The sequence below is a fragment of the Leclercia sp. UBA1284 genome, assembly GCF_002308415.1.
In the GTDB taxonomy this organism is placed as follows: Bacteria; Pseudomonadota; Gammaproteobacteria; order Enterobacterales; family Enterobacteriaceae; genus Enterobacter; species Enterobacter pneumoniae.
This window is the reverse complement of the sequence record NZ_DBUS01000006.1, coordinates 1,476,690-1,502,222: the sequence shown is the minus strand read 5'-3', so window position 1 is coordinate 1,502,222 and position 25,533 is coordinate 1,476,690. Positions and strand designations below refer to the sequence as shown.

At 55.7% G+C, this 25,533-nt stretch carries 23 protein-coding genes; 10 read left to right on the top strand and 13 right to left on the bottom strand.

The features are described from left to right. The first annotated feature begins 142 nt into the window (after window positions 1–142). Window positions 143–4,045 (top strand): ATP-dependent RNA helicase HrpA, encoded by a 3,903-nt coding sequence (gene hrpA, locus B3511_RS10465; RefSeq protein ID WP_286782225.1) that lies wholly within the window; start codon window positions 143–145, stop codon window positions 4,043–4,045. Between the two features lie 169 nt (window positions 4,046–4,214). Here the strand turns inward: hrpA and B3511_RS10460 are convergent, their stop codons facing one another. The 6 genes from B3511_RS10460 to B3511_RS10435 all read right to left on the bottom strand — a co-directional run bounded on the left by B3511_RS10460 (window position 4,215) and on the right by B3511_RS10435 (window position 10,641). Further along, window positions 4,215–5,063 (bottom strand): DMT family transporter, encoded by an 849-nt coding sequence (locus B3511_RS10460; RefSeq protein WP_286782223.1) that lies wholly within the window; start codon window positions 5,061–5,063, stop codon window positions 4,215–4,217. A 140-nt stretch (window positions 5,064–5,203) separates the two neighbouring features. Further along, window positions 5,204–5,800: a DUF1349 domain-containing protein gene (locus B3511_RS10455; protein WP_286782221.1), complete on the bottom strand. Its 597-nt coding sequence runs from the start codon at window positions 5,798–5,800 to the stop codon at window positions 5,204–5,206. Between the two features lie 15 nt (window positions 5,801–5,815). Further along, complete coding sequence (locus B3511_RS10450) at window positions 5,816–6,475, bottom strand: O-methyltransferase (protein WP_286782219.1); 660 nt, start codon at window positions 6,473–6,475, stop codon at window positions 5,816–5,818. Between the two features lie 11 nt (window positions 6,476–6,486). Further along, window positions 6,487–7,869 (bottom strand): efflux transporter outer membrane subunit, encoded by a 1,383-nt coding sequence (locus B3511_RS10445; protein ID WP_286782217.1) that lies wholly within the window; start codon window positions 7,867–7,869, stop codon window positions 6,487–6,489. Further along, window positions 7,866–8,945 (bottom strand): HlyD family secretion protein, encoded by a 1,080-nt coding sequence (locus B3511_RS10440; RefSeq protein WP_046885320.1) that lies wholly within the window; start codon window positions 8,943–8,945, stop codon window positions 7,866–7,868. Before B3511_RS10440 ends, B3511_RS10445 begins: the two co-directional genes overlap by 4 nt. Before the next feature lie 43 nt (window positions 8,946–8,988). Beyond that, complete coding sequence (locus B3511_RS10435; RefSeq protein WP_040075483.1) at window positions 8,989–10,641, bottom strand: MFS transporter; 1,653 nt, start codon at window positions 10,639–10,641, stop codon at window positions 8,989–8,991. Between the two features lie 250 nt (window positions 10,642–10,891). Here B3511_RS10435 and B3511_RS10430 point away from each other — a divergent pair, with 250 nt between their 5' ends. Together B3511_RS10430 and B3511_RS10425 are read left to right on the top strand one after the other, a co-directional pair. Beyond that, a complete protein-coding gene (locus B3511_RS10430; RefSeq protein ID WP_040075485.1) occupies window positions 10,892–11,089 on the top strand; it encodes a hypothetical protein in 198 nt (65 codons plus the stop codon). Between the two features lies 1 nt (window position 11,090). Further along, window positions 11,091–11,912: a hypothetical protein gene (locus B3511_RS10425; RefSeq protein WP_286782215.1), complete on the top strand. Its 822-nt coding sequence runs from the start codon at window positions 11,091–11,093 to the stop codon at window positions 11,910–11,912. Between the two features lie 39 nt (window positions 11,913–11,951). On the opposite strand, the gene B3511_RS10420 is transcribed toward B3511_RS10425, so the two are convergent. Next, window positions 11,952–12,224, bottom strand: a complete 273-nt coding sequence (locus tag B3511_RS10420; RefSeq protein ID WP_040075486.1) for a CsbD family protein — start codon at window positions 12,222–12,224, stop codon at window positions 11,952–11,954. 217 nt (window positions 12,225–12,441) lie between these two features. Between B3511_RS10420 and B3511_RS10415 the strand changes: the two genes are divergently transcribed. Together B3511_RS10415 and aldA are read left to right on the top strand one after the other, a co-directional pair. Beyond that, on the top strand, window positions 12,442–13,245 hold the full coding sequence (locus B3511_RS10415; protein ID WP_040075487.1) for a YdcF family protein: 804 nt from the start codon (window positions 12,442–12,444) through the stop codon (window positions 13,243–13,245). A gap of 198 nt (window positions 13,246–13,443) precedes the next feature. After that, window positions 13,444–14,883, top strand: a complete 1,440-nt coding sequence (aldA, locus tag B3511_RS10410; RefSeq protein WP_040075488.1) for an aldehyde dehydrogenase — start codon at window positions 13,444–13,446, stop codon at window positions 14,881–14,883. 168 nt (window positions 14,884–15,051) lie between these two features. On the opposite strand, the gene B3511_RS10405 is transcribed toward aldA, so the two are convergent. After that, window positions 15,052–15,978: an alpha/beta hydrolase gene (locus tag B3511_RS10405; protein WP_286782214.1), complete on the bottom strand. Its 927-nt coding sequence runs from the start codon at window positions 15,976–15,978 to the stop codon at window positions 15,052–15,054. A gap of 103 nt (window positions 15,979–16,081) precedes the next feature. Beyond that, window positions 16,082–17,083: a type I glyceraldehyde-3-phosphate dehydrogenase gene (gene gap, locus B3511_RS10400; RefSeq protein ID WP_286782212.1), complete on the bottom strand. Its 1,002-nt coding sequence runs from the start codon at window positions 17,081–17,083 to the stop codon at window positions 16,082–16,084. Between the two features lie 185 nt (window positions 17,084–17,268). Between gap and cybB the strand changes: the two genes are divergently transcribed. Further along, on the top strand, window positions 17,269–17,799 hold the full coding sequence (gene cybB, locus B3511_RS10395; protein WP_040075490.1) for a cytochrome b561: 531 nt from the start codon (window positions 17,269–17,271) through the stop codon (window positions 17,797–17,799). A gap of 222 nt (window positions 17,800–18,021) precedes the next feature. Continuing rightward, window positions 18,022–19,347, top strand: coding sequence for an MFS transporter (locus tag B3511_RS10390; RefSeq protein WP_052452747.1), 1,326 nt, complete (start codon window positions 18,022–18,024; stop codon window positions 19,345–19,347). 76 nt (window positions 19,348–19,423) lie between these two features. Here B3511_RS10390 and B3511_RS10385 read toward each other — a convergent pair whose 3' ends face one another. Together B3511_RS10385 and B3511_RS10380 are read right to left on the bottom strand one after the other, a co-directional pair. Next, window positions 19,424–19,621, bottom strand: coding sequence for a hypothetical protein (locus B3511_RS10385; RefSeq protein WP_207291795.1), 198 nt, complete (start codon window positions 19,619–19,621; stop codon window positions 19,424–19,426). A 146-nt stretch (window positions 19,622–19,767) separates the two neighbouring features. Further along, entirely contained in the window at window positions 19,768–19,950 is a 183-nt protein-coding gene (locus tag B3511_RS10380) for a general stress protein (RefSeq protein WP_040075491.1), read from the bottom strand. 636 nt (window positions 19,951–20,586) lie between these two features. On the opposite strand from B3511_RS10380, the gene B3511_RS10375 reads away from it, so the two are divergent. Both B3511_RS10375 and B3511_RS10370 read left to right on the top strand, forming a co-directional pair. Next, window positions 20,587–21,006, top strand: a complete 420-nt coding sequence (locus B3511_RS10375; RefSeq protein ID WP_286782210.1) for a translesion error-prone DNA polymerase V autoproteolytic subunit — start codon at window positions 20,587–20,589, stop codon at window positions 21,004–21,006. A gap of 1 nt (window position 21,007) precedes the next feature. After that, window positions 21,008–22,270: a Y-family DNA polymerase gene (locus tag B3511_RS10370; RefSeq protein ID WP_046885326.1), complete on the top strand. Its 1,263-nt coding sequence runs from the start codon at window positions 21,008–21,010 to the stop codon at window positions 22,268–22,270. A 110-nt stretch (window positions 22,271–22,380) separates the two neighbouring features. On the opposite strand, the gene B3511_RS10365 is transcribed toward B3511_RS10370, so the two are convergent. Then, entirely contained in the window at window positions 22,381–23,574 is a 1,194-nt protein-coding gene (locus B3511_RS10365) for a zinc-dependent alcohol dehydrogenase (protein WP_040075495.1), read from the bottom strand. Window positions 23,575–24,076: 502 nt separating this feature from the next. Here B3511_RS10365 and B3511_RS10360 point away from each other — a divergent pair. Continuing rightward, a complete protein-coding gene (locus B3511_RS10360) occupies window positions 24,077–24,262 on the top strand; it encodes a general stress protein (protein WP_040075496.1) in 186 nt (61 codons plus the stop codon). A 459-nt stretch (window positions 24,263–24,721) separates the two neighbouring features. Here the strand turns inward: B3511_RS10360 and B3511_RS10355 are convergent, their stop codons facing one another. Next, window positions 24,722–24,937, bottom strand: a complete 216-nt coding sequence (locus tag B3511_RS10355) for a transposase (protein ID WP_286782207.1) — start codon at window positions 24,935–24,937, stop codon at window positions 24,722–24,724. Window positions 24,938–25,533: the final 596 nt, after the last annotated feature.

Genomic DNA, 25,533 nt, shown 5'->3' with positions numbered 1-25,533 from the left:
CACAATCCTGCCATAGGGATAGCGCAATATATCGAAGCCTATGTTCGAATTTTTTGAATAAGGCGCGTAATGCCTCGGTGTGGTACTCTATAACAATCATTAAAATGAGATTTTATCCGGCAGTGCACTGCCCCTTAACGCTATGACAGAACAACAGAAATTGACCTTCCCGATGCTCCAGCAACAGCTCGACGCTTTAACGCTGCGCGACAAGCAGCGCTTCGCGCGACGCCTGCACGGTGTGAAAAAGGTTAAAAATCCTGATGCACAACAGGCCATCTATCAGGAGATGGCGAAAGAGATTGAACAGGCGGCCGGGAAGGTCGTGCTGCGCGAAGCCGCGCGTCCGACCATCACCTACCCGGAAAATCTGCCGGTCAGCCAGAAGAAACAGGACATCCTCGAGGCCGTACGCGACCACCAGGTGGTGATCGTGGCGGGGGAGACGGGCTCCGGTAAAACCACCCAGTTGCCGAAAATCTGCATGGAGCTGGGGCGCGGGGTAAAAGGGCTGATAGGCCACACCCAGCCGCGCCGTCTGGCGGCACGTACCGTGGCGAACCGTATTGCCGAAGAGCTGCAAACGGAGCCCGGCGGCTGCATCGGTTATAAGGTGCGCTTTAGCGATCACGTCAGCGATAACACCATGGTCAAGCTGATGACCGACGGTATCCTGCTGGCGGAGATCCAGCAGGACAGCCTGCTGATGCAGTACGACACCATCATCATCGATGAAGCCCACGAGCGTAGCCTGAACATTGACTTTCTGCTCGGCTACCTGAAAGAGCTGCTGCCGCGTCGTCCGGATCTCAAAATCATTATTACCTCCGCGACCATCGACCCGGAGCGCTTCTCAAAGCATTTTAACAACGCGCCCATCATCGAAGTGTCGGGCCGCACTTATCCGGTCGAAGTACGCTATCGCCCCATTGTTGAAGAGGCAGACGATACCGAACGCGACCAGCTGCAGGCGATTTTCGACGCCGTTGACGAACTGGGTAACGAAAGCGCGGGCGATATCCTGATCTTTATGAGCGGCGAGCGCGAAATCCGCGACACCGCCGATGCGCTGAGCAAGCGCGACCTGCGCCATACCGAGATTCTGCCCCTGTATGCCCGCCTGTCGAACAGCGAGCAAAACCGCGTGTTTCAGTCGCACAGTGGGCGCCGCATCGTGCTGGCTACCAACGTAGCGGAAACCTCGCTCACCGTGCCGGGCATTAAATATGTTATCGATCCGGGTACGGCGCGCATCAGCCGCTACAGTTACCGCACCAAAGTGCAGCGTCTGCCGATTGAGCCGGTCTCCCAGGCGTCGGCCAACCAGCGTAAGGGCCGCTGCGGCCGTGTGTCGGAAGGGATCTGTATTCGTCTCTATTCGGAAGACGATTTCCTCTCGCGCCCGGAGTTTACCGACCCGGAAATTCTGCGCACCAACCTGGCGTCCGTTATTCTGCAGATGACCGCGCTGGGGCTGGGCGATATCGCCGCGTTTCCGTTCGTTGAAGCGCCGGATAAACGCAACATCCAGGATGGCGTGCGCCTGCTGGAAGAGCTCGGCGCCATTACCACCGATGAGCAGGCAACCGCTTATAAACTGACGCCGCTGGGCCGCCAGCTCAGCCAACTGCCGGTCGACCCGCGTCTGGCGCGTATGGTGCTGGAAGCGCAAAAACATGGCTGCGTGCGTGAGGCAATGATTATTACCTCGGCGCTGTCGATTCAGGATCCGCGCGAACGCCCAATGGATAAGCAGCAGGCGTCCGACGAAAAACATCGCCGCTTCCACGATAAAGAGTCCGATTTCCTCGCCTTCGTGAACCTGTGGAACTACCTGGGTGAGCAGCAAAAAGCGCTCTCCTCGAACCAGTTCCGCCGCCAGTGCCGGGTGGATTTCCTCAACTATCTGCGCGTGCGCGAGTGGCAGGATATCTATACCCAGCTGCGTCAGGTGGTGAAAGAGCTGGGCATTCCGGTGAACAGCGAGCCGGCGGAGTACCGTGAGATTCACATTGCGCTGCTGACCGGGCTACTGTCCCACATCGGGATGAAGGATGCGGATAAGCAAGAATTTACCGGTGCCCGCAATGCGCGTTTCTCCATCTTCCCGGGTTCTGGTTTATTCAAGAAACCGCCGAAATGGACCATGGTGGCAGAACTGGTCGAAACCAGCCGCCTGTGGGGGCGCATCGCGGCGCGCATCGACCCGGAATGGGTTGAGCCAGTCGCTCAGCACCTGCTGAAACGCTCCTACAGCGAGCCGCACTGGGAGCGGGCGCAGGGGGCGGTGATGGCAACCGAAAAGGTCACCGTCTACGGCCTGCCGATTGTCGCTGCACGTAAGGTGAACTACAGCCAGATTGACCCGGCCCTCAGTCGCGAGCTGTTCATCCGTCATGCGCTGGTGGAAGGCGACTGGCAGACGCGCCATGCGTTCTTCCGCGAGAACCTGAAGCTGCGCGCCGAAGTGGAAGAGCTGGAGCATAAATCGCGTCGCCGCGACATTCTGGTGGACGACGAGGCACTGTTTGAGTTTTACGACCAGCGCATCAGCCACGACGTGATCTCTGCCCGCCACTTCGACAGCTGGTGGAAGAAGGCGAGTAAAGAGACGCCGGACCTGCTCAACTTTGAGAAGAGCATGTTGATCAAAGAGGGGGCGGAGTCGGTCAGCAAGCTCGATTACCCGAACTTCTGGCATCAGGGCAATCTCAAACTGCGCTTAACCTACCAGTTCGAACCGGGCACGGATGCGGATGGTGTCACCGTCCACATTCCGCTGCCGCTGTTAAACCAGGTGGAAGAGAGCGGGTTTGAGTGGCAAATCCCTGGCCTGCGCCGCGAGCTGGTGATTGCCTTGATTAAATCGCTGCCAAAACCGGTACGGCGTAATTTTGTGCCTGCGCCAAACTACGCCGAGGCGTTTTTAGGCCGCGTCACGCCGCTGGAGCTGCCGCTGCTGGATGCCATGGAGCGTGAATTCCGCCGCATGACCGGTACCACCATCGACCGGGAAGACTGGAACTGGGATCAGGTGCCCGATCACCTGAAAATCAGCTTCCGCGTGGTCGACGACAAAAACAAAAAGCTGCAGGAAGGTCGCTCCCTGACGGCGCTGAAAGAGGCGCTGAAAGGCAAGGTTCAGGAGACGCTCTCTGCGGTGGCCGACGACGGTATCGAGCAGAGCGGGCTGCATATCTGGAGCTTTGGTCAGCTTCCGGAAAGCTACGAGCAGAAACGCGGTAACTACAAGGTAAAAGCCTGGCCGGCGCTGGTGGATGAGCGTGACAGCGTGGCCATCAAGCTGTTTGATAATCCGCAGGAACAGCAGCAGCAGATGTGGCGCGGGCTGCGTCGCTTGCTGTTGCTGAACATTCCGTCGCCTATCAAGTACCTGCACGAGAAATTGCCTAACAAGGCCAAGCTGGGGCTCTACTTCAACCCCTACGGCAAAGTGCTGGACCTGATCGATGACTGTATCGCCTGTGGTGTGGATAAGCTTATCGACGAAGCGGGCGGCCCGGTCTGGAGCGAAGAGGGCTTTGCGAAATTGCACGAAAAAGTACGCGCAGAGCTGAACGACACCGTGGTAGAGATCGCGAAACAGGTCGAGCAGATCCTCACCGCGGTCTTTAATATCAACAAGCGGCTGAAGGGCCGCGTGGATATGACCATGGCGCTGGGCTTGTCTGACGTGAAAGCGCAAATGGCAGGGCTGGTGTATCGTGGCTTCGTTACCGGCAACGGCTTTAAGCGCCTGGGCGACACGCTGCGGTACCTCAATGCGATTGAAAAGCGCCTGGAGAAGCTGGCCGTCGATCCGCACCGGGATCGCGCCCAGATGCTGAAAGTGGAGAGCGTGCAGCAGGCGTGGCAACAGTGGCTGAACAAGCTGCCGCCAGCGCGCCGCGATGATGAAGACGTGCAGGCGATCCGCTGGATGATTGAAGAGCTACGCGTCAGCTTCTTCGCCCAGCAGTTAGGAACGCCTTATCCCATATCCGATAAGCGTATCCTACAGGCGATGGAGCAAATCACACCTTAAGCATGCGAAGCGAAAAAGGGCATTTCGCCCTTTTTCGCTTTCTTGTGCGCTGCATTATCAGAGCATCTTAACGACGCTATCCAGCCAGTCAGGAAGAGGGGGGGTTGGTCGTTATACAGCGCTGCCCATCCTTGATAAATCCCCGGCTGACATAGCGGCTCTTTTTTTGTTAATCGACGCTGCTACGCGTTTTTTGATCGGACGCGATCACCATGGCGATGCCTGCCAGCACGATCAGGGTGCAGAGTAAGAGGCGCCCGTCCGGCACTTCCCCCAGAAACAGCACGCCGCCGAGTGCCGCAAGGCATGGGACGCTTAACTGCAGGGTGCTGGCGGTGACAGAAGAGAGGCGGGCCACCAGCTGATACCAGAGTACATAGGCGATACCCGACGCCAGGGCCCCTGAGAGCAGCGCAAGGAAAACACCGTGGCTCTCGATATGAGCGGGTTGCTGTCGGAACAGGCTCAAAATCAAAACAATGGGTACGCTGAGGATAAAATTGCCCGCCGTACTCCCGGCCGCAGAGGTGATATTTTTCCCGCGCACAGAGTATGCCCCCCAGGCCATGCCTGAAACGACCATCGTTAAGGCGGGAATAAGGGGAGGGGCGGTGGCGCCAGGAAGCAGCAACATAATAAGCCCGCCGACGGCAGTCACGATCCCGACAGATTTGAAACGGCTAACTTTTTCCCCTTTTAACAGGCTCCAGCCGATCATGCAGACCTGCACCGCGCCAAATAGCAGCAATGCGCCGGTGGCCGTATTGAGCCGGACATAGGCGATGGAGAAAAATAATACGTAGGCGCACAGCAGTAGTGCATCGGTGATGTTCCAGCGGATCTCTTTGACTCTTCCCAGAACACCATGCCAGAGAGACAACGCGGCTGCCCCCCCGATTAATCTCAGCAGGCTAAAGGTTTCGGGGTCGGCGTAGCCCTGTTTTAAGGCGATACGACAGAGCACAGAGTTGGCCGCAAAGGCGGCCAATACAAAGAGAACCAGCACAATCTTTTTCATTATTCTTCGCTCGGGACAGGTTTTTGGTCTGCGCAAAAATGCTCAGCCAGCGAGTCGATACCGTTCCGCGCCGGACTTCGTCACCTCGTCCAGACAGGCGCCCAGGCTCATTGCCTGAACGCGATCCGCTTCGCGGGCTGCTACGTCAAATCGTGAAGCGCTTTCCCGTTAGGGGGGCCCAGTATGAAATCGCTGAACATCACCTCCAGACCCGCTCTTTCCGGGGTGCAGGCCATTACCCCGACGAACTGTTTTCTACCGCGTGGCCAGGGGCAGAGTCTCAGCAGCGGCCAGGTTTGACCATCGGTAGAGTACTGAATGCGCAGGGCCTCATTCTGTACGGTGGCGCGCATCCAGAATGTCGTTGGATCGCCTGGAAAGAGGCCCGTCGACCAGTCAGAGGTGCCGCGGGTTACAACGCTGCCGATCGCCGGTTGGGCGTCATTAAACTCAATGCCCGCTTTCACCCAACAGGTTTCACTTTCACCGATGAACAGCCCAGCCTGATCGTACAGCCGGGAAAATTCACCCTCGATCTTGACCTGAACCGTGAAATCTTCCGACAGATAAAAGCCGAACGCATGCCCGCCGTGTCGGTGAAAGCCATACCAGGTCCCTTGCCAGAAGTCGGTATTGGCGTCGCTGGTCAGGCGTAATGTCTCACCGTCGAGGTGGTGTTCAACTGGCGGGTTAATCCAGACTCCGCCCGGCGCGCTCAGGGATTCAATGCTCTGCATAAGGGCCTCTCCTCATTAACCGTTCACGAGTGCCAGCGTAAATCCATCCCAGCCTTTAACCCCTACGGTTTGCAGCGCGGTGGCGCTCAGGCGAGGGTTATCGCCCATCATCTCAATAAAGCGCCTCACCCCTTGTACGCGCGCGTCGTCGCTTTGGCGGTTAATCACTTCGCCGTCGCGCACCACGTTATCTCCGACGATTAACGTGCCAGGACGCGAGTAGTGCAACGCCCACTCCAGATAGCCGGGGTTGTTAGGTTTATCGGCATCGATAAAGATCATGTCGAAGGGCGCAACATCGCCGAAATGTTCCAGGGACCGTAACGCCGGGCCTTCAATGAGCTCAATGCGATCGTCCAGACCGGCCAGGTGGATGTTCTGCCGGGCTACCCGGGCATGGGTCGGGTCGGCCTCCAGCGTTGTCAGCTTGCCGTCAGCGGGCAGGGCGCGCGCCATCCAGATGCTGCTGTACGCCCCCAGCGTGCCAATTTCCAGTATGCGCCGGGCCTGCGTCATGCGCACAAACAGGGCCAGTAGTTGCCCCTGGTTGGCGGCCACATCGTGTTCGGGCAAGCCCGCGCGCTGGTTGTTTTCAAGCACTTTCTCCAGCACCTCATCCTGAGGCATAAGCTCAGAAATCATATAATTATCTACTGCCGACCACTGCTGCTGCATAGACTGACCCCTTAGTTTTTATCAGACCATCCGCCGCCCAACGCTTTATACAAATCGATCTGCGCCAGCAGCAGGTTATTTTTGGCTTGTACCACGCTGGTCTGCACCGAGAACAGCGTGCGCTGGGCATCCAGCTCGTCGAGATACGAGGAATACCCATTGCGATAGCGGTTCCGGGCAATGCGCAGCGTCTCTTGCGCCACCTCTTGCTGTGCCAGCAGCTCTTGCAGCTGCTCGCGATAGCGGGTAATGGCGTCCAGGCTGTCATTCACCTCGGCAAAGGCGTTACGGACCACTTTCTCATAGCGATAGAGCGCCTGGTTACGCTGAGACTGGGAGATGTCCACCTGCGCATTTAACGCCTGGCGGTTCAATAGCGGTGCCAGAATGCTGCCGCCGATGCTCCACAGCTGCAGGGGATTATCCAGCAGGCCGGGCAGGGTACGATCCTGTACTGAACCGGTGGCGGTCAGGTTGATGGATGGCAACAGGCTGGCGCGCGACGCGGCCAGCGTTGCGTCAGACGCAATAAGCTGACGCTCGGCCTGCACAATGTCCGGGCGGCGATTTAACAGGGTTGAAGGAAGCTGCGACGGCAGGCGCAGGGGCGTCAGCGTGTCGAACTCTGCGCTGCGGGCCACCTCTCCCGGATTTCCCCCCAGCAGCAAACTCAGCGCGTTCTCCTGCTGCACTATCTGGTGTTGCAATTGCGGGATCTGCGCCCGCGTTGAGCGCAACTCGGAGTCCGACTGCATCAGCTCAAGCCGCGAGCTGTAGCCCGTCTCAAACTGCCGCTTCGCCAGGTTGTACGCCTCTTCGCGGGATTTCAGCGTAGATTGCGTCACCCGCAGCTGTTCATCCAGCGCCAGCAGGGTGACATACCCCGACGCGACCGACGAGGCGACTGTCAAATCGGCGGCTGCAGCCGCTGCTTTCTGCGCCGCCAGCGACGCTTCGGCAGCCCGGGCGTTGTTACGGTTTACGCCCCAGATATCCACGTCATAGCTGGCCGTCAGGCTGCCTTTATAGAGCGCGCCGTAAACAGGCTGGCCGGTCGCGGCAGATTGTGACCGCGCCCGCGTGCCGCTGACGCCAGCATCCAGCGACGGGAACAGGCTTCCTTCGGAGGCATACACCTGCGCCTGATACTCATTGATCCGCTCTCTGGCGATCAGCACATCGCTATTATTGCGCAGCGCCTGATCCACATACTGGTTGAGATGATTATCATGAAAATTGCGCCACCAGAGCTGTTCTGCCGGGCTGGCGGGGCCAGCCGTGGCGCGCCACTGGGCCGGGATCTGCAGCGAGGGTTTGGCCGGCGTGACGTCCACCGACTGGCAGGCAACAAGGGCCACGGCGATCGTCAGCGCCGCCATCGGACGAAGAGTCATTTCTCCTCCTCCGTATTGATCGTCACCTGGACCGACATTCCCGGGCGCAGCAGGGCAGACGCCTCCGGTTTACCCAGCACCTCGATGCGCACCGGGATCCGCTGAGCAATCTTCACAAAGTTGCCGGTAGCGTTATCCGGCGTGATGGCGCTGAACTCGACCCCTGTCGCCGGGGAGATGCTCTCGACGCGGCCCTCATAGGCCTTGCCATTCAGGGCATCCACCGTGAACTTCACCGACTGACCCACCCGCAGGTTGGCCAGCTGCGTCTCTTTAATATTGGCAATGACCCAGTGTTGCGGTGGGACAAGGGTAGTGAGGTGGGTGCCGGCCGTCGCGTAGGCGCCCAGCCGCACCGCAATCTGCCCGAGCTGACCATCGCGCGGGGCGACAATACGGGTGTTTTGTAAATCGATTTGCGCCAGTTCCAGCGCCGCTTTAGCGTTTTCGACATCGGCCTCCAGCGAGCCGCGATTCACAATGACCGTCTGCAAATCCTGACGTGACATCTCCAGCGTCGCTTTGGCCTGGTCGATATCGGCGCTGCCCTGTGCCGCGCTCGCCAGGGCAGCATCTCGCTCACGAATCGAGAGCGAGCCGTCGGCAGTCAGATCCTTCACCCGCTTCAGGTCGGCCTGAGTTTTCAGACTCTGCGCCCGGGCGTTTTTCAGCGCCGCGTCGTTACGCAGGATCACCGCTTCGGCACTTTTACGCTGTTGCTGGTTATTTTTCAGCGCCGCGATTTTCATCGCCAGCTGCGCCTCGGCCTGATGTACGCGCTGACGATAGATGCGGTCATCAATCTGCAGCAAGAGCTGACCCTTTTTTACCCGGTCAAAATCTTGTACATGCACCTCGGTGATATAGCCGTTGACCTGCGGGCTGATAAAGGTGGTCTGCCCGCGCACGTAGGCGTTATCAGTAAACTGCGTATGGCGAGTGAAAGGGGGTAATTGCCACGCGTAGAGAATCACCAGCACGCCAACGATGACGATGGCGGCGGCGGCGAACACGGATACCACGCGCAAATTGTTACGGGTATTGGCCTGCTCTTTGGCGGCATCCTGCTGACTCATAACCACTCCTGAAATAACGCATTGATCATTGTTTTAACATCCATTATTTACTGCCTGTTGCCCTTTTCAGCGCCAGCCTGGCCGTAATACGCAGCCGCAGCAATCGCCATAAAATCCAGAGCAGGGTGACGGTCGCAATTCCCGCCGTCAGAAGATAAGTATCGTTATAAGCCAGAATATTTGCCTGCAGCGTACTGACAGTTTGTAACTGGGTGGCGGCCTGGGTGCTCAGCAATGCGCTGTCGCCAATCAGGCTGCGATACATCTGGCTGTAGAGCTGCAACCGTTCATTCACCAGCGGATTCAGGGTCGTGAGTTGATCGGCCAGCATGCTGGAGTGGTACTTCTCGCGCCAGGTCTGGAAGGTCCCGAGGATCGCCGAGCCCAGCAAGCCGCCAATGTTCTGGCTCATTCCAAACAGCACCGAAAAGCTCACCAGGTTACGTGGATCGGCAATGACACCGCCAATGCCAGCCAGCATCGCAGGGGCAAGGAAGAAGGCGCTACCGAAACCGAGCAGGAACTGACTCAGCATGAGCTGATCCGGGCGGGTCAGGCTGGTGGACTGGCTATCGAGCAGCGAGGCCACAATCATCAACACCAGCGAGGTAACAATCGGCCAGGCGAGCTTTGTAGGTTTGATGGTCAGGCAACTGACGGTGATGCCGCAGGCGATACCGGCGAAGATCGACCAGGCCAGGTGGGTCATCTGCTCGTTTTGCAGTCCCACATATTGCAGCCAGCCAATCACACCGGTGTTCTGTTCCGCCAGCACAATGCGGATCAGCAGCATAATCAGTCCCAGGCGCACAATGCTGCCGCTGGAGAGCCAGCGCGTGTTCAGTAGCGGATTGCTGCGGTTGTGCTCAAAGACAATCGCCGTCACGATCAGCACCAGCGACAGCGCCAGAGACCAGCCGATCCAGGGAGTTTCAAACCACCACTCAAGCCTGCCCAGCGACAGCACCGCACACAGCAGCGCCATACCCGGCGCCAGCAAAATAAAGGTGATGAAATCTTTCTTCTCAAACACTTTTCGTCGATCGCCTGGGGGCAGCTTCAGGGCGATAACGCAGCCCAGCGAAATCAGCGCCAGTCCCAGTTCAAACAGATACAGGCCGCGCCACTCTTCTAGCTGCAACAGCTCGGTAGAGAAGAGGCGGGCGATAGGGATGGCCAGTGACGAACCGGTGATGCCGATGGTCAGGGCTTTTAAGCGGTGTTTGGCGGGCCAGGCCTGAATCTGGTAATAGATCCCAAGCGAACTCAGCGCCGCCGCCACCATGCCGTGAGCGGCGCGCACCATCAGCGCAGAGCTAAGATCATTCACAAACAGGTGAAAGAATGTCACCAGCACATAGAGCACCAAAAAACCTTCAGTGAATGCGCGCAAGCCAAACTGCTGGCGAAACTTCACCAGCAGCAAGTTAATCGAGACGTTCGTCATGACGTAGACCGCAGGTAGCCAGGCGATCTCCGTTGACCAGGCGGCAAAGGTGCCCTGCAGGTTTTGCAGGTTTGCCGAAACCATCGCATTGCCCAGCGCCCCGGTCAGGCAGACCAGCAGCCCGACAATGCCGTAAGCCACGCGTTTGGGGGTGCTGTGCACGGGAGTTGACGGCGACCCCAGCAGCATCGGTTTTTCATGGGGCTGCCACTCGCGAGGAGCATAGGGGTCGCGTTGAGGCAGGCGCATAAGGGTTGTTACCTATAGTTTTGTTGAATAGTTAGAGGGCTAATGATTCTATGTCTGACGCAATTACAAATTCAAGTGAAGATGATACGAGTCAGTTAATCAAATGTGCTGCAATTTACATGATTAGCGGGCCGGTCTGCCGCTATTTCTCTTCCAGGCACGCTTTTCCCCTCATTTTCAGCATATCCTTAATGCAGCGGCGGCAAGCCTCTACCACGCTTATCTTTTTCACTATAAGGATAGCCATAATATGAGACGCATATTCAGCTCCCTCTTTTCCAGTCCGGAATCTTTACTGCAGGTCATGAGCCAACAAGAGATCATCGAAGCCGTCGAAGACGGCGATCGTATTATTATCGATCAAGATGGTAACGCCTCGGTTAACTTCAAAAGCAAAGCGGTGCGCGAGGATTTTCTGCGTCATGTGGCTGCGCTGAAGAGGGCGTAACGTGGGAACGGCGATATTTATGGTGTTGATGGTCTGTGGATACTGGTACACCAGCCGCGACCTCTCTACCCGATTTAAGATCAAACGCTCTTTCGGTTGGGATGTCTATTTCCTTGTCGCCCTTTACGGCTGTATTTTCGTGTTGCAAGGGGTTCTGGCGACAGGGCTGCTCTGGTTACTGCTGCTGATGCTCTCCTTCCTCGCCAACAAATTCCACTTCGCAGCTGAACGCTATGCCGACTGGCAAGTGGACTTTATGAACTGGAGTTTTCTCGGTATTCAGGCGCCGGTAGTGGTGATGCTGGCTTTTGCCATCCTCTTTTGTCTCTACCGCTCAAACTGGGCCGGTAGCGCCCGGCTCGATGGCGAAGGCAGGAAATTGCTCTATAAACGGCTGGCGCAATCCAGCGGGATTGAGCAGCTGCTTTATCAATGTATGGAGGCGGGGGAGCTGGCGCTGGTGACCCTCAAGTCGCGCCGAATCTATGTCGGGATGGTGCATACCGCGAGTCTGGAATATGAAAAAACGGCCAATATCGTTCTGATCCCGATGTTAAGCGGCTACCGCGATGGCAAGACGATGAGTCTGTGTATTGAGCATAACTACAGTCGCTGGTATGCCGATCATGACATTACCCTGGATTCAGAACCCGAAAGCGCGATGGCCTTCAGAAGGGTGATTATGCTCGATCAGGTTGAGAGTCTGGCGCTTTTTGACCCTGCCAGCGCGAGTTCGCTGGAGCTGGCGCAGCGTGCCGGCGTCAATAATGAAGAGTCAGAAGGTCCAGCGGAGGAAGAAAAGCCTGATATGGCGGAGAGATGACTAACGAATAAATAAAAAAGGGCCCGAAGGCCCTTAGTCTTACTTACGGCCCAACAGCAGGCCCAGCACGACACCCACTGCACCCGCGGCAATTAAGCCACTCAGTGGATTATTTTTCACGGTATCCGTCACGTCAGTCAGGACATCGCTGGCTTTCGCAGCGTATTTACGACCCGCGCCTTTGAACTCATGCTCAGGGGAGTCGAAAACTTTACCAAATTGCTGCTGCGCAGCGCCGGCTGCTTCATCCAGTTTGTTTTTGGCTTTTTCGCCCGCATACTTTGCGTCATTATCGATATTTTGGTCTGACATAGCGTTCTCCTTTGATGTTCAGGATTAAGCATAGACCCGAATTTAGATTAGCATCGAAGAATGAGAATCATACCTGGAGCAACTCAGGTAAATAAGCCGGAGCTATGCCCGTTCCACTATCCTTATAAGGTAACCCTCGTTTCGGCTTTCAGAGAGATCCTCTGTTCATGGCCGACCTGCACGTTACCCTGAGCTAAAGAGATGGAAGGAGGTAACGATGACGCTAACAATCTTCCCGTGTTTGCCGGATAAAACGCTGGCAGCGGTAAATACCCTTGGCGTGTGGCTTGCGGAAGAGCACTTAACGCACTCGGCGGCGCCTCCACAGGCCGATCTGGTGGTGCTGGCAGGGAATGCGGTGATCCCGTCAATCGATGCGGCCTGCCGTCTGGCGGCCGATCTCAACGTTCCGCTGTTGATAAGCGGCGGTATTGGTCACTCCACCACCTTTTTATACGCCGCCATTGCGCAGCACCCGCTTTATAACAGGGTGCGGACCACCGGTAAGGCCGAGGCCGCCATCCTGGCGGAGATCGCTCAGCAGTTCTGGCATATTCCGGCTGAACGGGTGGTGATAGAAGATCAGTCCACCAACTGCGGTGAGAATGCGCGCTTTAGCTGGGCGCTGATGCAGCATCATCCGCTGCCGGCGAGCCGGGTGATTGTGGTGCAGGACCCCACTATGCAGCGCCGCACCATGGCGACCTTCGCTCGCGTCTGTCGGGATGAACCGGCTGCGCCGCAGTGGATCAGCCATCCGGGCCTCGTACCGCAGCTGCAGAACAGTGAAGATGGCCTGGTATTCAGCGGCGGTGGCGAAGGGCTGTGGCCGGTAGAGCGCTATTTATCGCTGGTACTGGGCGAGCTGCCGCGCCTGCGCGATGATATCAATGGCTATGGCCCGGCAGGACACGACTTTATCGCGCACGTTGATATTCCCCGGGATGTGGAGGCGGCCTGGCAGATCCTGCGTAACGACGCCGTTCTCACCGACGCCCTGACCAGTCGCTCACTGTTGTAATTTTCTGCCCGTTTGCGATGGCTTTTTCGCAAACGGGCATTCTTTGTTACCGTGATGTAATGACAATGGGTTGCTGACGCGATTCTTTTTTGAGATGTCTCACAAAAACAGCGCGATACAGTAGGAATGCGGGTCTGTATCTGTAGTTTTTAACAATAATTTTACTAGTTAAAAACAGTGTAATTACAGGAGCAGGTCATGACAGTACCCGTACAACATCCTATGTATATCGATGGACAGTTTGTAGCCTGGCAGGGTGATGCCTGGATTGATGTGATCAACCCGGCTACCGAAGAGGTCATTTCCCGTATTCCCGATGGTAGCGCTGAAGATGCCCGCAAGGCGATCGACGCGGCTGAACGCGCTCAGGCTGGCTGGGAAGCGCTGCCTGCTATCGAACGCGCTGGCTGGTTACGTAAAATTTCAGCGGGCATTCGTGAGCGCGCCAGCGAAATTAGCGCCCTGATTGTCGCCGAGGGCGGCAAGATCCAGCAGTTGGCCGACGTTGAAGTAAACTTTACCGCTGACTATATCGACTATATGGCCGAGTGGGCGCGTCGCTACGAAGGGGAGATCCTGCAAAGCGATCGCCCGGGTGAGAACATTTTGCTGTTCAAACGTGCTCTCGGTGTCACCACCGGCATTCTGCCGTGGAACTTCCCGTTCTTCCTGATTGCCCGCAAACTGGCGCCGGCGCTGCTGACCGGTAATACCATTGTCATCAAGCCGAGCGAGTTCACGCCGAATAACGCCATCGCCTTCGCTAAAATTGTGGATGAGATCGGCCTGCCGAAAGGGGTCTTTAACCTGGTGCTGGGTCGCGGTGAAACCGTGGGTCAGGAGCTGGCGGGCAACCCGAAAGTGGCGATGGTCAGCATGACCGGCAGCGTAGGAGCGGGCGAGAAGATCATGACCGCAGCGGCGAAAAACATCACCAAAGTTTGCCTGGAACTGGGCGGTAAAGCCCCGGCCATCGTGATGGATGATGCTGACCTGGAGCTGGCGGTAAAAGCTATCGTCGATTCACGGGTGATCAACACCGGGCAGGTCTGTAACTGCGCCGAGCGCGTGTATGTCCAGAAAGGGATTTACGACCGCTTTGTCAATCGCCTGGGCGAGGCGATGAAAGCCGTGCAGTTCGGCAATCCGGCCGAGCGCAACGATATTGCTATGGGGCCGCTGATCAACGCCGCGGCGCTGGAGCGCGTCGAGCAGAAAGTGGCGCGCGCGGTGCAGGAGGGGGCGAAAGTGGTGCTCGGCGGTAAAGCGGTAGAGGGCAAGGGCTATTACTACCCGCCGACGCTGCTGCTGGACGTGCGCCAGGAGATGACCATCATGCACGAAGAGACCTTCGGTCCGGTGCTGCCGGTGGTGGTGTTCGACACCCTGGACGATGCGCTGGCCATGGCGAACGACAGCGACTACGGTCTGACCTCGTCTATCTACACCCAGGATCTCAACGTAGCGATGAAAGCCATCAAAGGGCTGAAGTTCGGCGAAACCTACATCAACCGCGAAAACTTCGAGGCGATGCAGGGCTTCCACGCCGGCTGGCGGAAATCGGGGATCGGCGGGGCGGATGGCAAACATGGTCTGCATGAGTATCTGCAGACGCAGGTGGTCTATTTGCAGTCCTGATAGCAACGGCTACCCGAAGTTAGTTATGCCTGGCAGTTAAGCACGGTGGAAGGGTTCCGTTCACCCCAGAAGAGATGGCTGAGTGAACGGAATCTTTCCACTTGAGTGACGTAGAAATACCGGATTGCTTAACTGACGGGCATGACAACCACCAGGTGGCCGTTTTACCTATACCTTTGTCCCAATCCAGTTCATCATCAATTCCGGCCAGATGGCCGCCGGCAATCCCTGCGCATCGCGTATGCCGAATCCATGCTTGCCGCGCTCAAACAGATGCATCTCCACCGGTACGCCCAGCCGACGCAGGGCGTTAAACATCACCAGACTGTTCTCCACTTTTACTGCCGGATCGTCCACGGCATGCAGCAAAAACGTGGGCGGGGCGTCGGCACTGGCGCGATCTTCCAGCGAGTAATGGCGAATCTGTTCCGCGGTTGGCGTATCTCCAATCAGCTCATGGCGCGAACCGGGATGGTCGATATCTGCGTGCATCGTGATCACCGGGTAGACCAGCGCCATAAAGGCCGGGCGGGCGTCATGCTCGTCGATGGCATCCCGCGGTGTGTAGACCGGTTCATCATGCCGCGTACCGAGGCTCGCGGCGACGTGCCCCCCCGCCGAGAAGCCGAGTACGCCGATGCGGCTTGCGTCGAGCTTCCACTCGGCCGCTCTGGCGCGAAGGGTGCGCATGGCGCGTTGCACGTCGGCCAGCGGCGCATTGGCACCCTCCTCGTGGCCGTCGCCGGGCATCCGGTAGGTCATCACAAACAGGGTATAACCGCGCTGATTAAAGAACGAGGCGAGGGCGCTGCCCTCTTTATCCAGCACCACGCGGCGATAAGAGCCACCCGGTGCAACCAGGATCCCCACGCCGTTCGGCCGGGCAGGGGCATAGACGGTGATCTGCGGAGCGCGCACCCCGGTCACGGAACGATCGTAGTCAGAGGTGCCAGTATGTTTCGGTTCGGGGGTAAAGACCGCATCGCTGGCGGCGGCACCCGGCGCTTCGCCTTCGGGCCAGATGTGGAAGGTCGTAGCCTGACTGACGGCCTGCGCCATCTGGCGTTCAAGTGTTTCGCGGCTGAGTGATTCCATAACAACGCTCCTTCTGAAGTAAGTGGTTGTTATAACAGAGTCACGAAAGGGAAAACTTGCACCTATTCACAAGGCGCGGACAGCAGGGCTGCCCGCGATGCGATTACAGTGCGGCAAATTTATCCAGCGTGCGCACCAGCTGGGTGACAAAGCCATATTCGTTGTCATACCAGGCAACGGTTTTTACCAGTTGCACATCACCGGCGTCGGTCACTTCGGTCTGGGTGGCATCAAATACCGAACCAAAATGCGAGCCGATCATGTCGGAAGAGACAATCTCTTCGTCGGTATAGCCGAAGGACTCATTGCCCTCGGTGGCTTTTTTCAGCGCCTGGTGGATCTCCTCCACGGTCACTTTTTTCTCCAGAATCGAGACCAGTTCAGTCACGGAGCCGGTCTTCACCGGTACGCGCTGGGCGTGACCCTTCAGTTTGCCGCTTAGCGCCGGGATCACCAGCCCAATGGCCTTCGCCGCGCCAGTGGTATGGGGAATAATATTCTCTGCCGCCGCCCGGGAAGCGCGCAGATCCTTACCGCGCGGGCCATCCACCAGCGCCTGGGTGCCGGTATACGCGTGGATGGTGGTCATGGTGCCCACCTTTATGCCGAATGCGTCATGCAGCACTTTGGCCAGCGGCGCCAGGCAGTTGGTGGTGCAGGAGGCGACGGAGATAATGGTGTCGCTGGCGTCGATGGTGTCGTCATTAACGTTAAAGACGATGGTTTTCATCTCCCCGGCCGGCGCAGAGATCAGCACTTTTTTCGCGCCCGCATCAATATGTGCCTGTGATTTTTCTTGAGAGGTGTAAAAACCGGTGCACTCCACCACCAGATCGACCCCGGCCGCTTTCCACGGAATATGGCTCGCCTCTTTTTCGGCATACACCGAGATCGATTTTCCATCGACAATCAGCGAATCTTCGGTGAAATCCACACTCCAGGGGAAGGGGCCATAGTTTGAATCGTGCTTTAACAGGTAGGCCAGAACTTTGGGGGAGGTTAAATCGTTAATTGCGACTACGGTGTTACTGTCTTTCGTCTCCAGCAGGCGGCGAAGTACCAGGCGTCCAATGCGTCCAAATCCGTTAATACCAATTTTACTCATGGTGTGCTCCTGAATGAACGTAACGATACGTTGAACCTCTCCAGGATTAGACTATGAATCTTGCCAGGGCAACTGAATATGCTTCATGTGACGGGAAGTTTTTGAAAATCCATAGAGAAAACTTAATGAATTTTTAAGTAAAGGTGGTTATGTTGACGCTTTCGACGTTTCGTTCAGGAAAATGTATGCGCAATAAATATACCGGCCTGCAAATCAGCATTCACTGGCTGGTCTTTCTGCTGGTGATCGTGGCCTACTGCGCCATGGAGTTCCGCGGCCTGTTTCCGCGCTCGGCCCGCCCGGTCATTAACATGGTTCACGTCTCTTGCGGCATCTCTATTCTGGTGCTGATGGTGACGCGCCTGCTGGTGCGCCTGAAATACCCGGCGCCGCCTATCGTGCCGAAGCCGAAATCGATGTATATCGGGCTGTCGCATCTGGGGCATCTCCTCATTTATCTGCTGTTTATTGCGCTGCCGCTGATTGGGCTGGTGATGATGTATAACCGTGGCAATACCTGGTTTGCTTTTGGGCTGGGTATGCCGCACGCGGCAGAGTCCAATTTTGAGGTGGTGGATCTGCTGAAGAGCTGGCATGTCACCCTCGCGAAGGCGGGTTACTTTATTATTGGCATTCACGCCTTTGCCGCGCTGCTGCACCACTATTACTGGAAAGACAACACCCTGCTGCGTATGATGCCGAAAAAGCGTTCCTGACCGCACACCAGGCGCCGTTCAAACCCGCTCCCCGTAGCGGGTTTTTGTTTTTCTCGCGCCAGTTCACATTTTCATCTTTCGCGCTGGGTATTTTACGCCTAAAGGGTATATCTATAATAGAAACACTGTCGCGCGTTCATCCTGTCCGGCATTTGCTGGTATGATCGTCAGGCCGCTTCGCGTTCCACCGCCCGCCAGTCGGCACCCTGCAAAGGAGAGAGTATGAACCCCTCAGCTCAGCCCTCATTAGATCGCGCGGTATCCGAAAAGGAGATCCCCGTGGCCCGCAAACTCCGTAAGGTGCTGCTCGCCACCGGCGTTGGCCATTTTGTCGAATGGTTCGATTTTGGGCTTTACGGTACGCTGGCCGCGATTATTGGCCTGCAGTTCTTTCATGCGGAGAGCCCCGCGGTGGCGCTGCTGTCGTCGTTTGCGGTATTCGGTGCCGGCTTTGTCATGCGCCCGCTTGGGGGACTCTATTTCGGCTCGCTTGGGGATCGCATAGGCCGACGCAAGGTACTGGCGACGGTGATCCTGCTGACCTCTGGCGCGACCTTTGTAATGGGGCTGCTGCCCACGTTTTCGCAGATTGGCATCACCGCCACGGTGCTGCTGGTGATCACCCGCCTGATTCAGGGATTTGCCGCCGGGGGCGAAAGCGCCGGTGCGACCACGTTCCTTGCGGAATATGCGCCTGACGCGCGCCGCGGTTACTTTACCTGCTGGATAGACAACTTTGGATTCATGGCCTTTGTTGCCGGTTCCGGGCTGGTGTTCTTGCTTACCGCAGGGTTGGGTGAGGCGGCAATGAACGACTGGGGCTGGCGCATTCCGTTTTTGATCGCCGGGCCGCTGGGTTGGGTGGGGCTGTACCTGCGAAACCAGCTTGAAGACTCCCCCGAATTTCTCGAAACGCTCAAGAGCGGTAAAACCGAAGCCGCGCCGCTGCATGCTGCCGTAACCAAAGCCTGGGGCGCGCTCTTCTTCTGCGTCGGTTTTGTGGTGATCAAAGCGGTAGGGCACTGGACGCTGCAAACCTTTATGCCCAGCTATCTCTCTACCGAGATGCACTATTCGAAGCTGGATTCTTATGCCATCACCACCCTCGGGCTGTTTGGCATTGCGGTCATGGTGCCTTTTATGGGGTATCTCTCGGATAAATTTGGCCGTAAGCCGCTAATGCTGGCCGGGTGCGCCGGTTTTATCCTCTTTACTTACCCGGCAATGATGGTAATGGCCAATGGCGATATGCTCTCTGCGGTGCTGGCCATGCTGCTGCTGGGGGCCTTTATCGCCGCCTTCGATGGCGCCTGCAGCGCGGCAATGGCTGAGCTGTTTCCTACCCGTATTCGTTACGGTGGGATGGCGATTGCTTACAACCTGGCGGTGGCCTTCTTTGGCGGCATCACGCCGTGGTTCTCTGCTTACCTGATGACCGCGACCGGCAATCCATTCTCGCCAGCGCTGTATGTGATGGGCGCGGCGCTTATCACCTTCCTGACGGTACTGCGCGCCAGAGAGACGGCAGGGCTGCCGCTGCGCCGCTAAGGCCATAAAAAAAGCCCGGAGTGACGCTCCGGGCTAAGCAAAAAACACAAAACGCATTTCACTACTCAACAGCTGATTACTTGATTTCACGTCTGGCCATGGTGTCTACCAGCCAGTTCTGGAGCGGGTCGAGCTCCAGCGTAGATTCGTGGGTAGGGTCGTCCAGCTTTCTGGCGACCTGCATCCCGGGGCCACTTTCCGGCGAACGGAGCAACTCGCTATCACCCGCCATCATCCAGCCAACATCGTCACCGCAACGATGACTGTTACGCACATTACGAACTCGTCGTCTTAAATGCAGCATAATCAACCTCCGCAAATTCAATCAGGTCTCAGGGCATTTATTTACGCATATTTACGCACGGTGCTTAATTTATTTCTGGCTACCATTAAGAGCGGCCAAAGAATATATTGGAACTGTTATTCTGCAGCTTTACGACCACCGCCGCGGCTATTTTGTCCGCCTTTTTTGCCCGCTTCAGATGCGCGCTGTGGATCGTTTTTAAAGTTGCCGCCACTGCGCTGTCCACCTTTGCGCCCGGCCGCGGACGCACGCTCACGGTCTGCTGCAAAATTACCGGAACCGCCTCGATGTGTTGTCATAAACGTTCTCCTGATTTCAATATAGATATTCCAGTGTAGGGAATGAAACACTCCGCAAGGTTGCAGAAATAAATGTAGACCGAACGGTGAAATGATCAAGTAAGCCAGCCGGAGCGTTATTTTAGTGCGCATTAAATATTCTAAGAATATATCGCTGTAGATAAAGGAGTTAGCGTGGGAAATATAAGTTTCGCCTGGTTTACCGCCCTGGGGGAGGAGTGAAAAACCTGACAAAAGTGAAGGTTTTGTGGGAAATTAAGATTTGTCCTGGATGTGCTAACGCCGATTCCGGAGGCACGCAGGGTGACGTTTTCTGCGGTTGAACTGTCAATTGCGCGCCAGGCCGCGGTGTACGACGCATGGATAAATCTGTCAGAAAATCTGAACGGATTGATAAATGCGTAGGAGGCAATTTCTCTTTGCTACCCTTTATAGCCGTTTTCTTATTCATTTCAGTTGTCATGATTAGCCTGCTGTTTTTTTATTCTGCCCCGGATTTACAAATTTTAATTTTCTGCAAAGAGAAACAGTTAGCTGCGGCCTGGCGAAAGCATAACCAGCCGCGGCAAAAATGCTGCTTGCTCGTCTTCGTCATTGAAACTACTGTATATAAAAACAGTATAAGAGGCGTGTATAATGATGTTGTACAGACCCGCAGAGTTGCGCGAAGTAATAGCGCTCCCCCTTTTTAGTGATTTAGTTCAGTGTGGCTTCCCCAGCCCGGCGCAAGATTATGTCGAGCAGCGTATCGATCTGAATGCACTTTTAATCCAGCACCCCAGCGCGACCTATTTTGTGAAAGCAGCGGGGGATTCGATGATTGACGCCGGGATTGGCGACGGCGATTTGCTGGTGGTTGATAGCGCCAGAAAGGCGGACCACGGAGATATCGTGATTGCCGCCATTGAAGGCGAATTTACGGTGAAGCGCCTGCAGCTGCGCCCCCGGATCCAGCTCAACCCCATGAACAGTGCCTACTCACCGATTGTGTTCGGCAGCGAAGCGTCGCTCGATATCTTCGGCGTGGTCACCTATATCATCAAAGCGACCCACTAGCATGTTTGCCCTCTGTGATGTGAATTCATTTTACGCGTCATGTGAAACCGTCTTCCGCCCGGATCTTCAGGGACGGCCGGTGGTGGTGCTGTCGAATAATGACGGCTGTGTGATTGCCCGCAGCGCCGAAGCAAAGGGGCTGGTAACAATGGGAGCGCCGTACTTTAAGCAGAAAGAGATTTTTCGCCGGCATAACATTGTGGCCTTCAGCAGCAACTACGAGCTGTATGCCGATATGAGCGCCAGGGTGATGGATACCCTGGAGCTGCTGACGCCGCGCGTAGAGATCTACTCCATCGACGAAGCCTTTTGCGACCTGACGGGGGTACGTAACTGCCGTGACCTCACGGAATTTGGCAAGGAGATCCGCGCCACCGTGAAGCAGCATACTCACCTGACCGTCGGGGTCGGAATTGCACCCACGAAAACGCTCGCCAAGCTGGCGAATCATGCGGCAAAAAAATGGCAGACCCAGACGGGCGGCGTGCTGGATCTGTCGAATATTGATCGTCAGCGCAGGCTAATGGCCGCGCTGCCGGTCGAGGAGGTCTGGGGCGTGGGGCGACGCATCGGCAAGCGGCTGGAGGCGATGGGGATCCGCACGGCGCTGGATCTGGCCGATACCCACATCGGGGTGATCCGCAAACATTTCAGCGTGGTACTGGAGCGTACCGTGCGGGAACTGCGCGGGGAATCGTGTCTGGGGTTTGAAGAATTTGTTCCCGACAAGCAGGAGATCGTCTGCTCGCGCTCCTTTGGTGAGTGGGTGAGCGACTATGAGTCAATGCGCCAGGCGATATGCAGCTATGCCTTTCGCGCGGCGGAAAAGCTGCGTAAAGAGCATCAGTACTGCCGGTTTATCTCCGCCTTTGTGAAAACTTCGCCCTTTGCCCTGAACGAGCCCTATTACGGGAACAGCGCCTCGGTAAAATTGCTGACGCCCACCCAGGACAGCCGTGACATCATCAACGCGGCGACCCGCTGTCTGGATAAAATCTGGCGAGAAGGGCATCGCTATCAAAAAGCGGGGGTGATGCTGGGCGATTTTTTCAGCGTGGGTGTGGCGCAACTGAATCTCTTTGATGAAGCGCCGCCCCGGCATAACAGCGAAGCGTTAATGACGATAATGGATAAGATGAATGAGAAAGGGCGCGGCACGCTCTATTTTGCCGGGCAGGGGATTCAGCAGCAGTGGCAGATGAAGCGGGAGATGCTCTCACCGCGGTATACGACCCGAATAGGGGATTTGCTGCGCTGTCGTTAAACCGATGAGTGCCATCCAGGTTCGCCGTAAAGGCGGACGTAAGAAGACGATACTCAAAGCCCTACGCCCGGTACTGGCGTAGGGCTTATCCATGACAGGGCCGACAGGCCTCAGACTGTCGCCTTTCCGGTTGCCATGCCCGGCACCAGGATGATTTTGCGACACATCTCTTCTTTCTTTTCAAAGATCTCATACCCGCGTGCCGCCTCTTCCAGAGGAAGATGATGGGTAACAATCTCTTCTGGCGTCAGCAAGCCTTGCTCAATCAGATTCAATAAGTCCGGTAAGTAGGCATGCACATGCGTCTGCCCCATTTTGAAGGTCAGCCCTTTATCGAACGCATCGCCAAACATAAACGCATGAATGAAACCGGCGTATACGCCCGGCACGCTGACGATCCCGCCCCGGCGAACCGCGGCGATACACTGTCTTATCGCTTTCCCGCTGCTGCCTTCAATTTTCAGGTTACTGAGCACCGTCTCGGTGAGGCTGCCTTTCGCTTCAAAACCAACGGCGTCAATTACGGCATCGACGCCACGATGGCCCGCGGTGTTCTCAATAATCCACTGGGCCGGATCGTCGTTTTTATCGAAATTGACAGGAATGGCACCATAACGCTGTTTCGCAAATTCGAGCCGGTAGTCGTTATGATCGATGATGAAAATCTGCTCTGCGCCACTGAGGCGGGCACAGGCTGCGCTTAAGAGCCCGACAGGCCCGGCACCATAGATCGCCACGCTTGAACCCTGTGTGACTTCGGCATTCTTAACCGCTTGCCAGGCCGTAGGCAGAATATCTGAAAGGAAAAGCACTTTTTCATCGGACAGGGTGTCAGGGACTTTAAATGGCCCGGTATTAGCCTTCGGCACCCGGACATATTCCGCCTGGCCGCCGGGGATGCCACCATACATATCGCTATAGCCAAACAGCGCGGCGGGCGGGGTAATGCCCTTACGGTTTAGGATTGCGCCCCTGCCGCTGTTGGTACTTTCACATGCCGCGTATTGATGCAGATGGCAGAAGAAGCAATCGCCGCAGGCGATAACAAACGGCACCACCACCCGATCGCCTTTTCGCACCGCAGTGACCTGCGACCCGGTTTCAACGACTTCACCCATAAATTCATGGCCAAAGATATCGCCATGGTGGGTGCCGGGAATTTTTCCGCGATACAAGTGAAGGTCTGAACCGCAGATGGCCGTCGCCGTCACGCGAAGGATAATGTCATCAGCTGCCTGCAGCCCAGGATCGGGCTGATTGTCGACGCTGACATGATGAGGACCATGGTAGGTAAGTGCTTTCATTAATGATTCTCCAGTGAATATTCGATTGCGAGTTCAGGAGGAATATTCATTCAGGGATGCTGGCAGAATGAATCTTATTAACTATAAAGCCTAGAGCAAAAGTCACGCATTCACCTAAAAAACCTGACGGGAGAGATTAACCTCTTTGTATTCAATGGCTTTCTGCAGCGTAAATAATCGGTTATTAACGCAGCGGTAATATGGAAGTATTAAGCGAAGCGCAGATTGAGTTTGTGGCTATTACCGCTTCCCTTTTAATTTAAGTATTCCAGCCATGAGAGTAATCCTAATATTCTGGCAACGAGCGAACCTTTATGGTGGTATTTCATTAAAGCGATGCGGTAAGGCGAGATATAATAAGAAAAGTCTGGTGCGCCTTAGCGAAATATAGAGTTGACTGTTTATAGATAGGGGCTAAATTTAACTATCGAACGACGAGCGATACAAATGAGAAGGCCTATTTGTATCTACTGACATAAACGAAACGAAAGAGGTTTAAGATATGGCAGAACATCGTGGTGGTTCCGGTAATTTCGCTGAAGACCGTGAAAAGGCCTCTGAGGCCGGACGTAAAGGCGGTCAGCACAGCGGCGGGAGTTTCAAGAACGATCCGCAACGTGCGTCGGAAGCAGGGAAAAAAGGGGGGCAGAACAGCCACAGCGGTGGCCGTAGCTCTGGTAAGTCATAATTCCCTGAACTGATAGTGATATCAGATAAAATACTGCGAGTCTTTTGGCTCGCAGTTTTATTTTGTGCAGGCAGAGCTGAAGAGCCAGGCTGGCAATGGTGTAAGTATTTTTAATAAATAAGGCCTGCAGGGCACTTATAACCGGGTGCGGAAATAAAATTTATAAAGGGTGTGCGTATACTGAAAGTGCATTTGTATTAAAAATGCCCGGCCGTTGGTATGTGTAACCTTTGTTTTAGCCGTTCTGTCCAGGCTAGAGTAGTTAGGGGAAAAAAGCCGCTAAGCGGCTTATATCAATTTGAGGATCGGCATTTGCGACACCAGCTTTGATTCGTGGCACCGCTGGGAATGGTCCTGAAACCAAATAATGTAGCAAGCTGCGCTGCAGTGTGTGCTGTCACAGACCTGCAGTTAGGGCATGTATGAGGCAGCTTTACTGTTCCAGTCATGATTATCTCCTTATGCGTCGCCGCGCTCTTTGAGGATTTTCACAGCAACACTCTTCTCTATGCTGCTAGCTGAGCCAAAAAATCCTTCTGACTTGATTAGGCGTTTGATATCGTCACTGTTTTTACTTTCAAGACGCATCTTAGTTGCCTGCATTTCATTGACCTGCTTTTCGAGTGCATTTGCAGCACCCTTGGCTATCTGTCCTGCCGTTTTCCAGAAACCCATACCCGAACTCCATTGTAGGGAGTACATTGCTGCATTTATCGGCATCATTGAAAAAAACTTTATATTTGCTACAGGACGAAAAGCAGGGGCTAATGATATTTTGACCTGCTGCCCGTTGATTAATACACCGCTATGTTAATAATGTTCGCTCCTCGCTCCTCGCTCCTCGCTCATTACGGAACATTTACCTCCCTTCGAGAGAGAGCCCCTTTCTGGCTCAGCCAAAATAGAGTAACTACTGCCAGGATTCAAAAGACCCCTGCGCGCAACCCCATAACGTACTGCAATCCCTTTCCCGAACGCCTATCCACAGAACCCCCATCCCGCGAGGGATGTTTACATAACGCAAATCGCAATTGTAAATATTCATATTTTCTTTGTAAGGTTATTTGAAGTTCACGGCTTTTAAATCTACTCTTATTTTTCATCGCGAAATTACTCAGGGGCTCATAGAAGCCTTATGACAGGCACAAAAGAGTATCAGAACAGCAATGAAAGGGGTTTTATGGAGTGGAAGATAGTTGAGATTGTTGCCAGCCCGGATACGGGTACGATTTTTGCAAAGGTAGAGACACCCTATGGTCTGAATTATATCC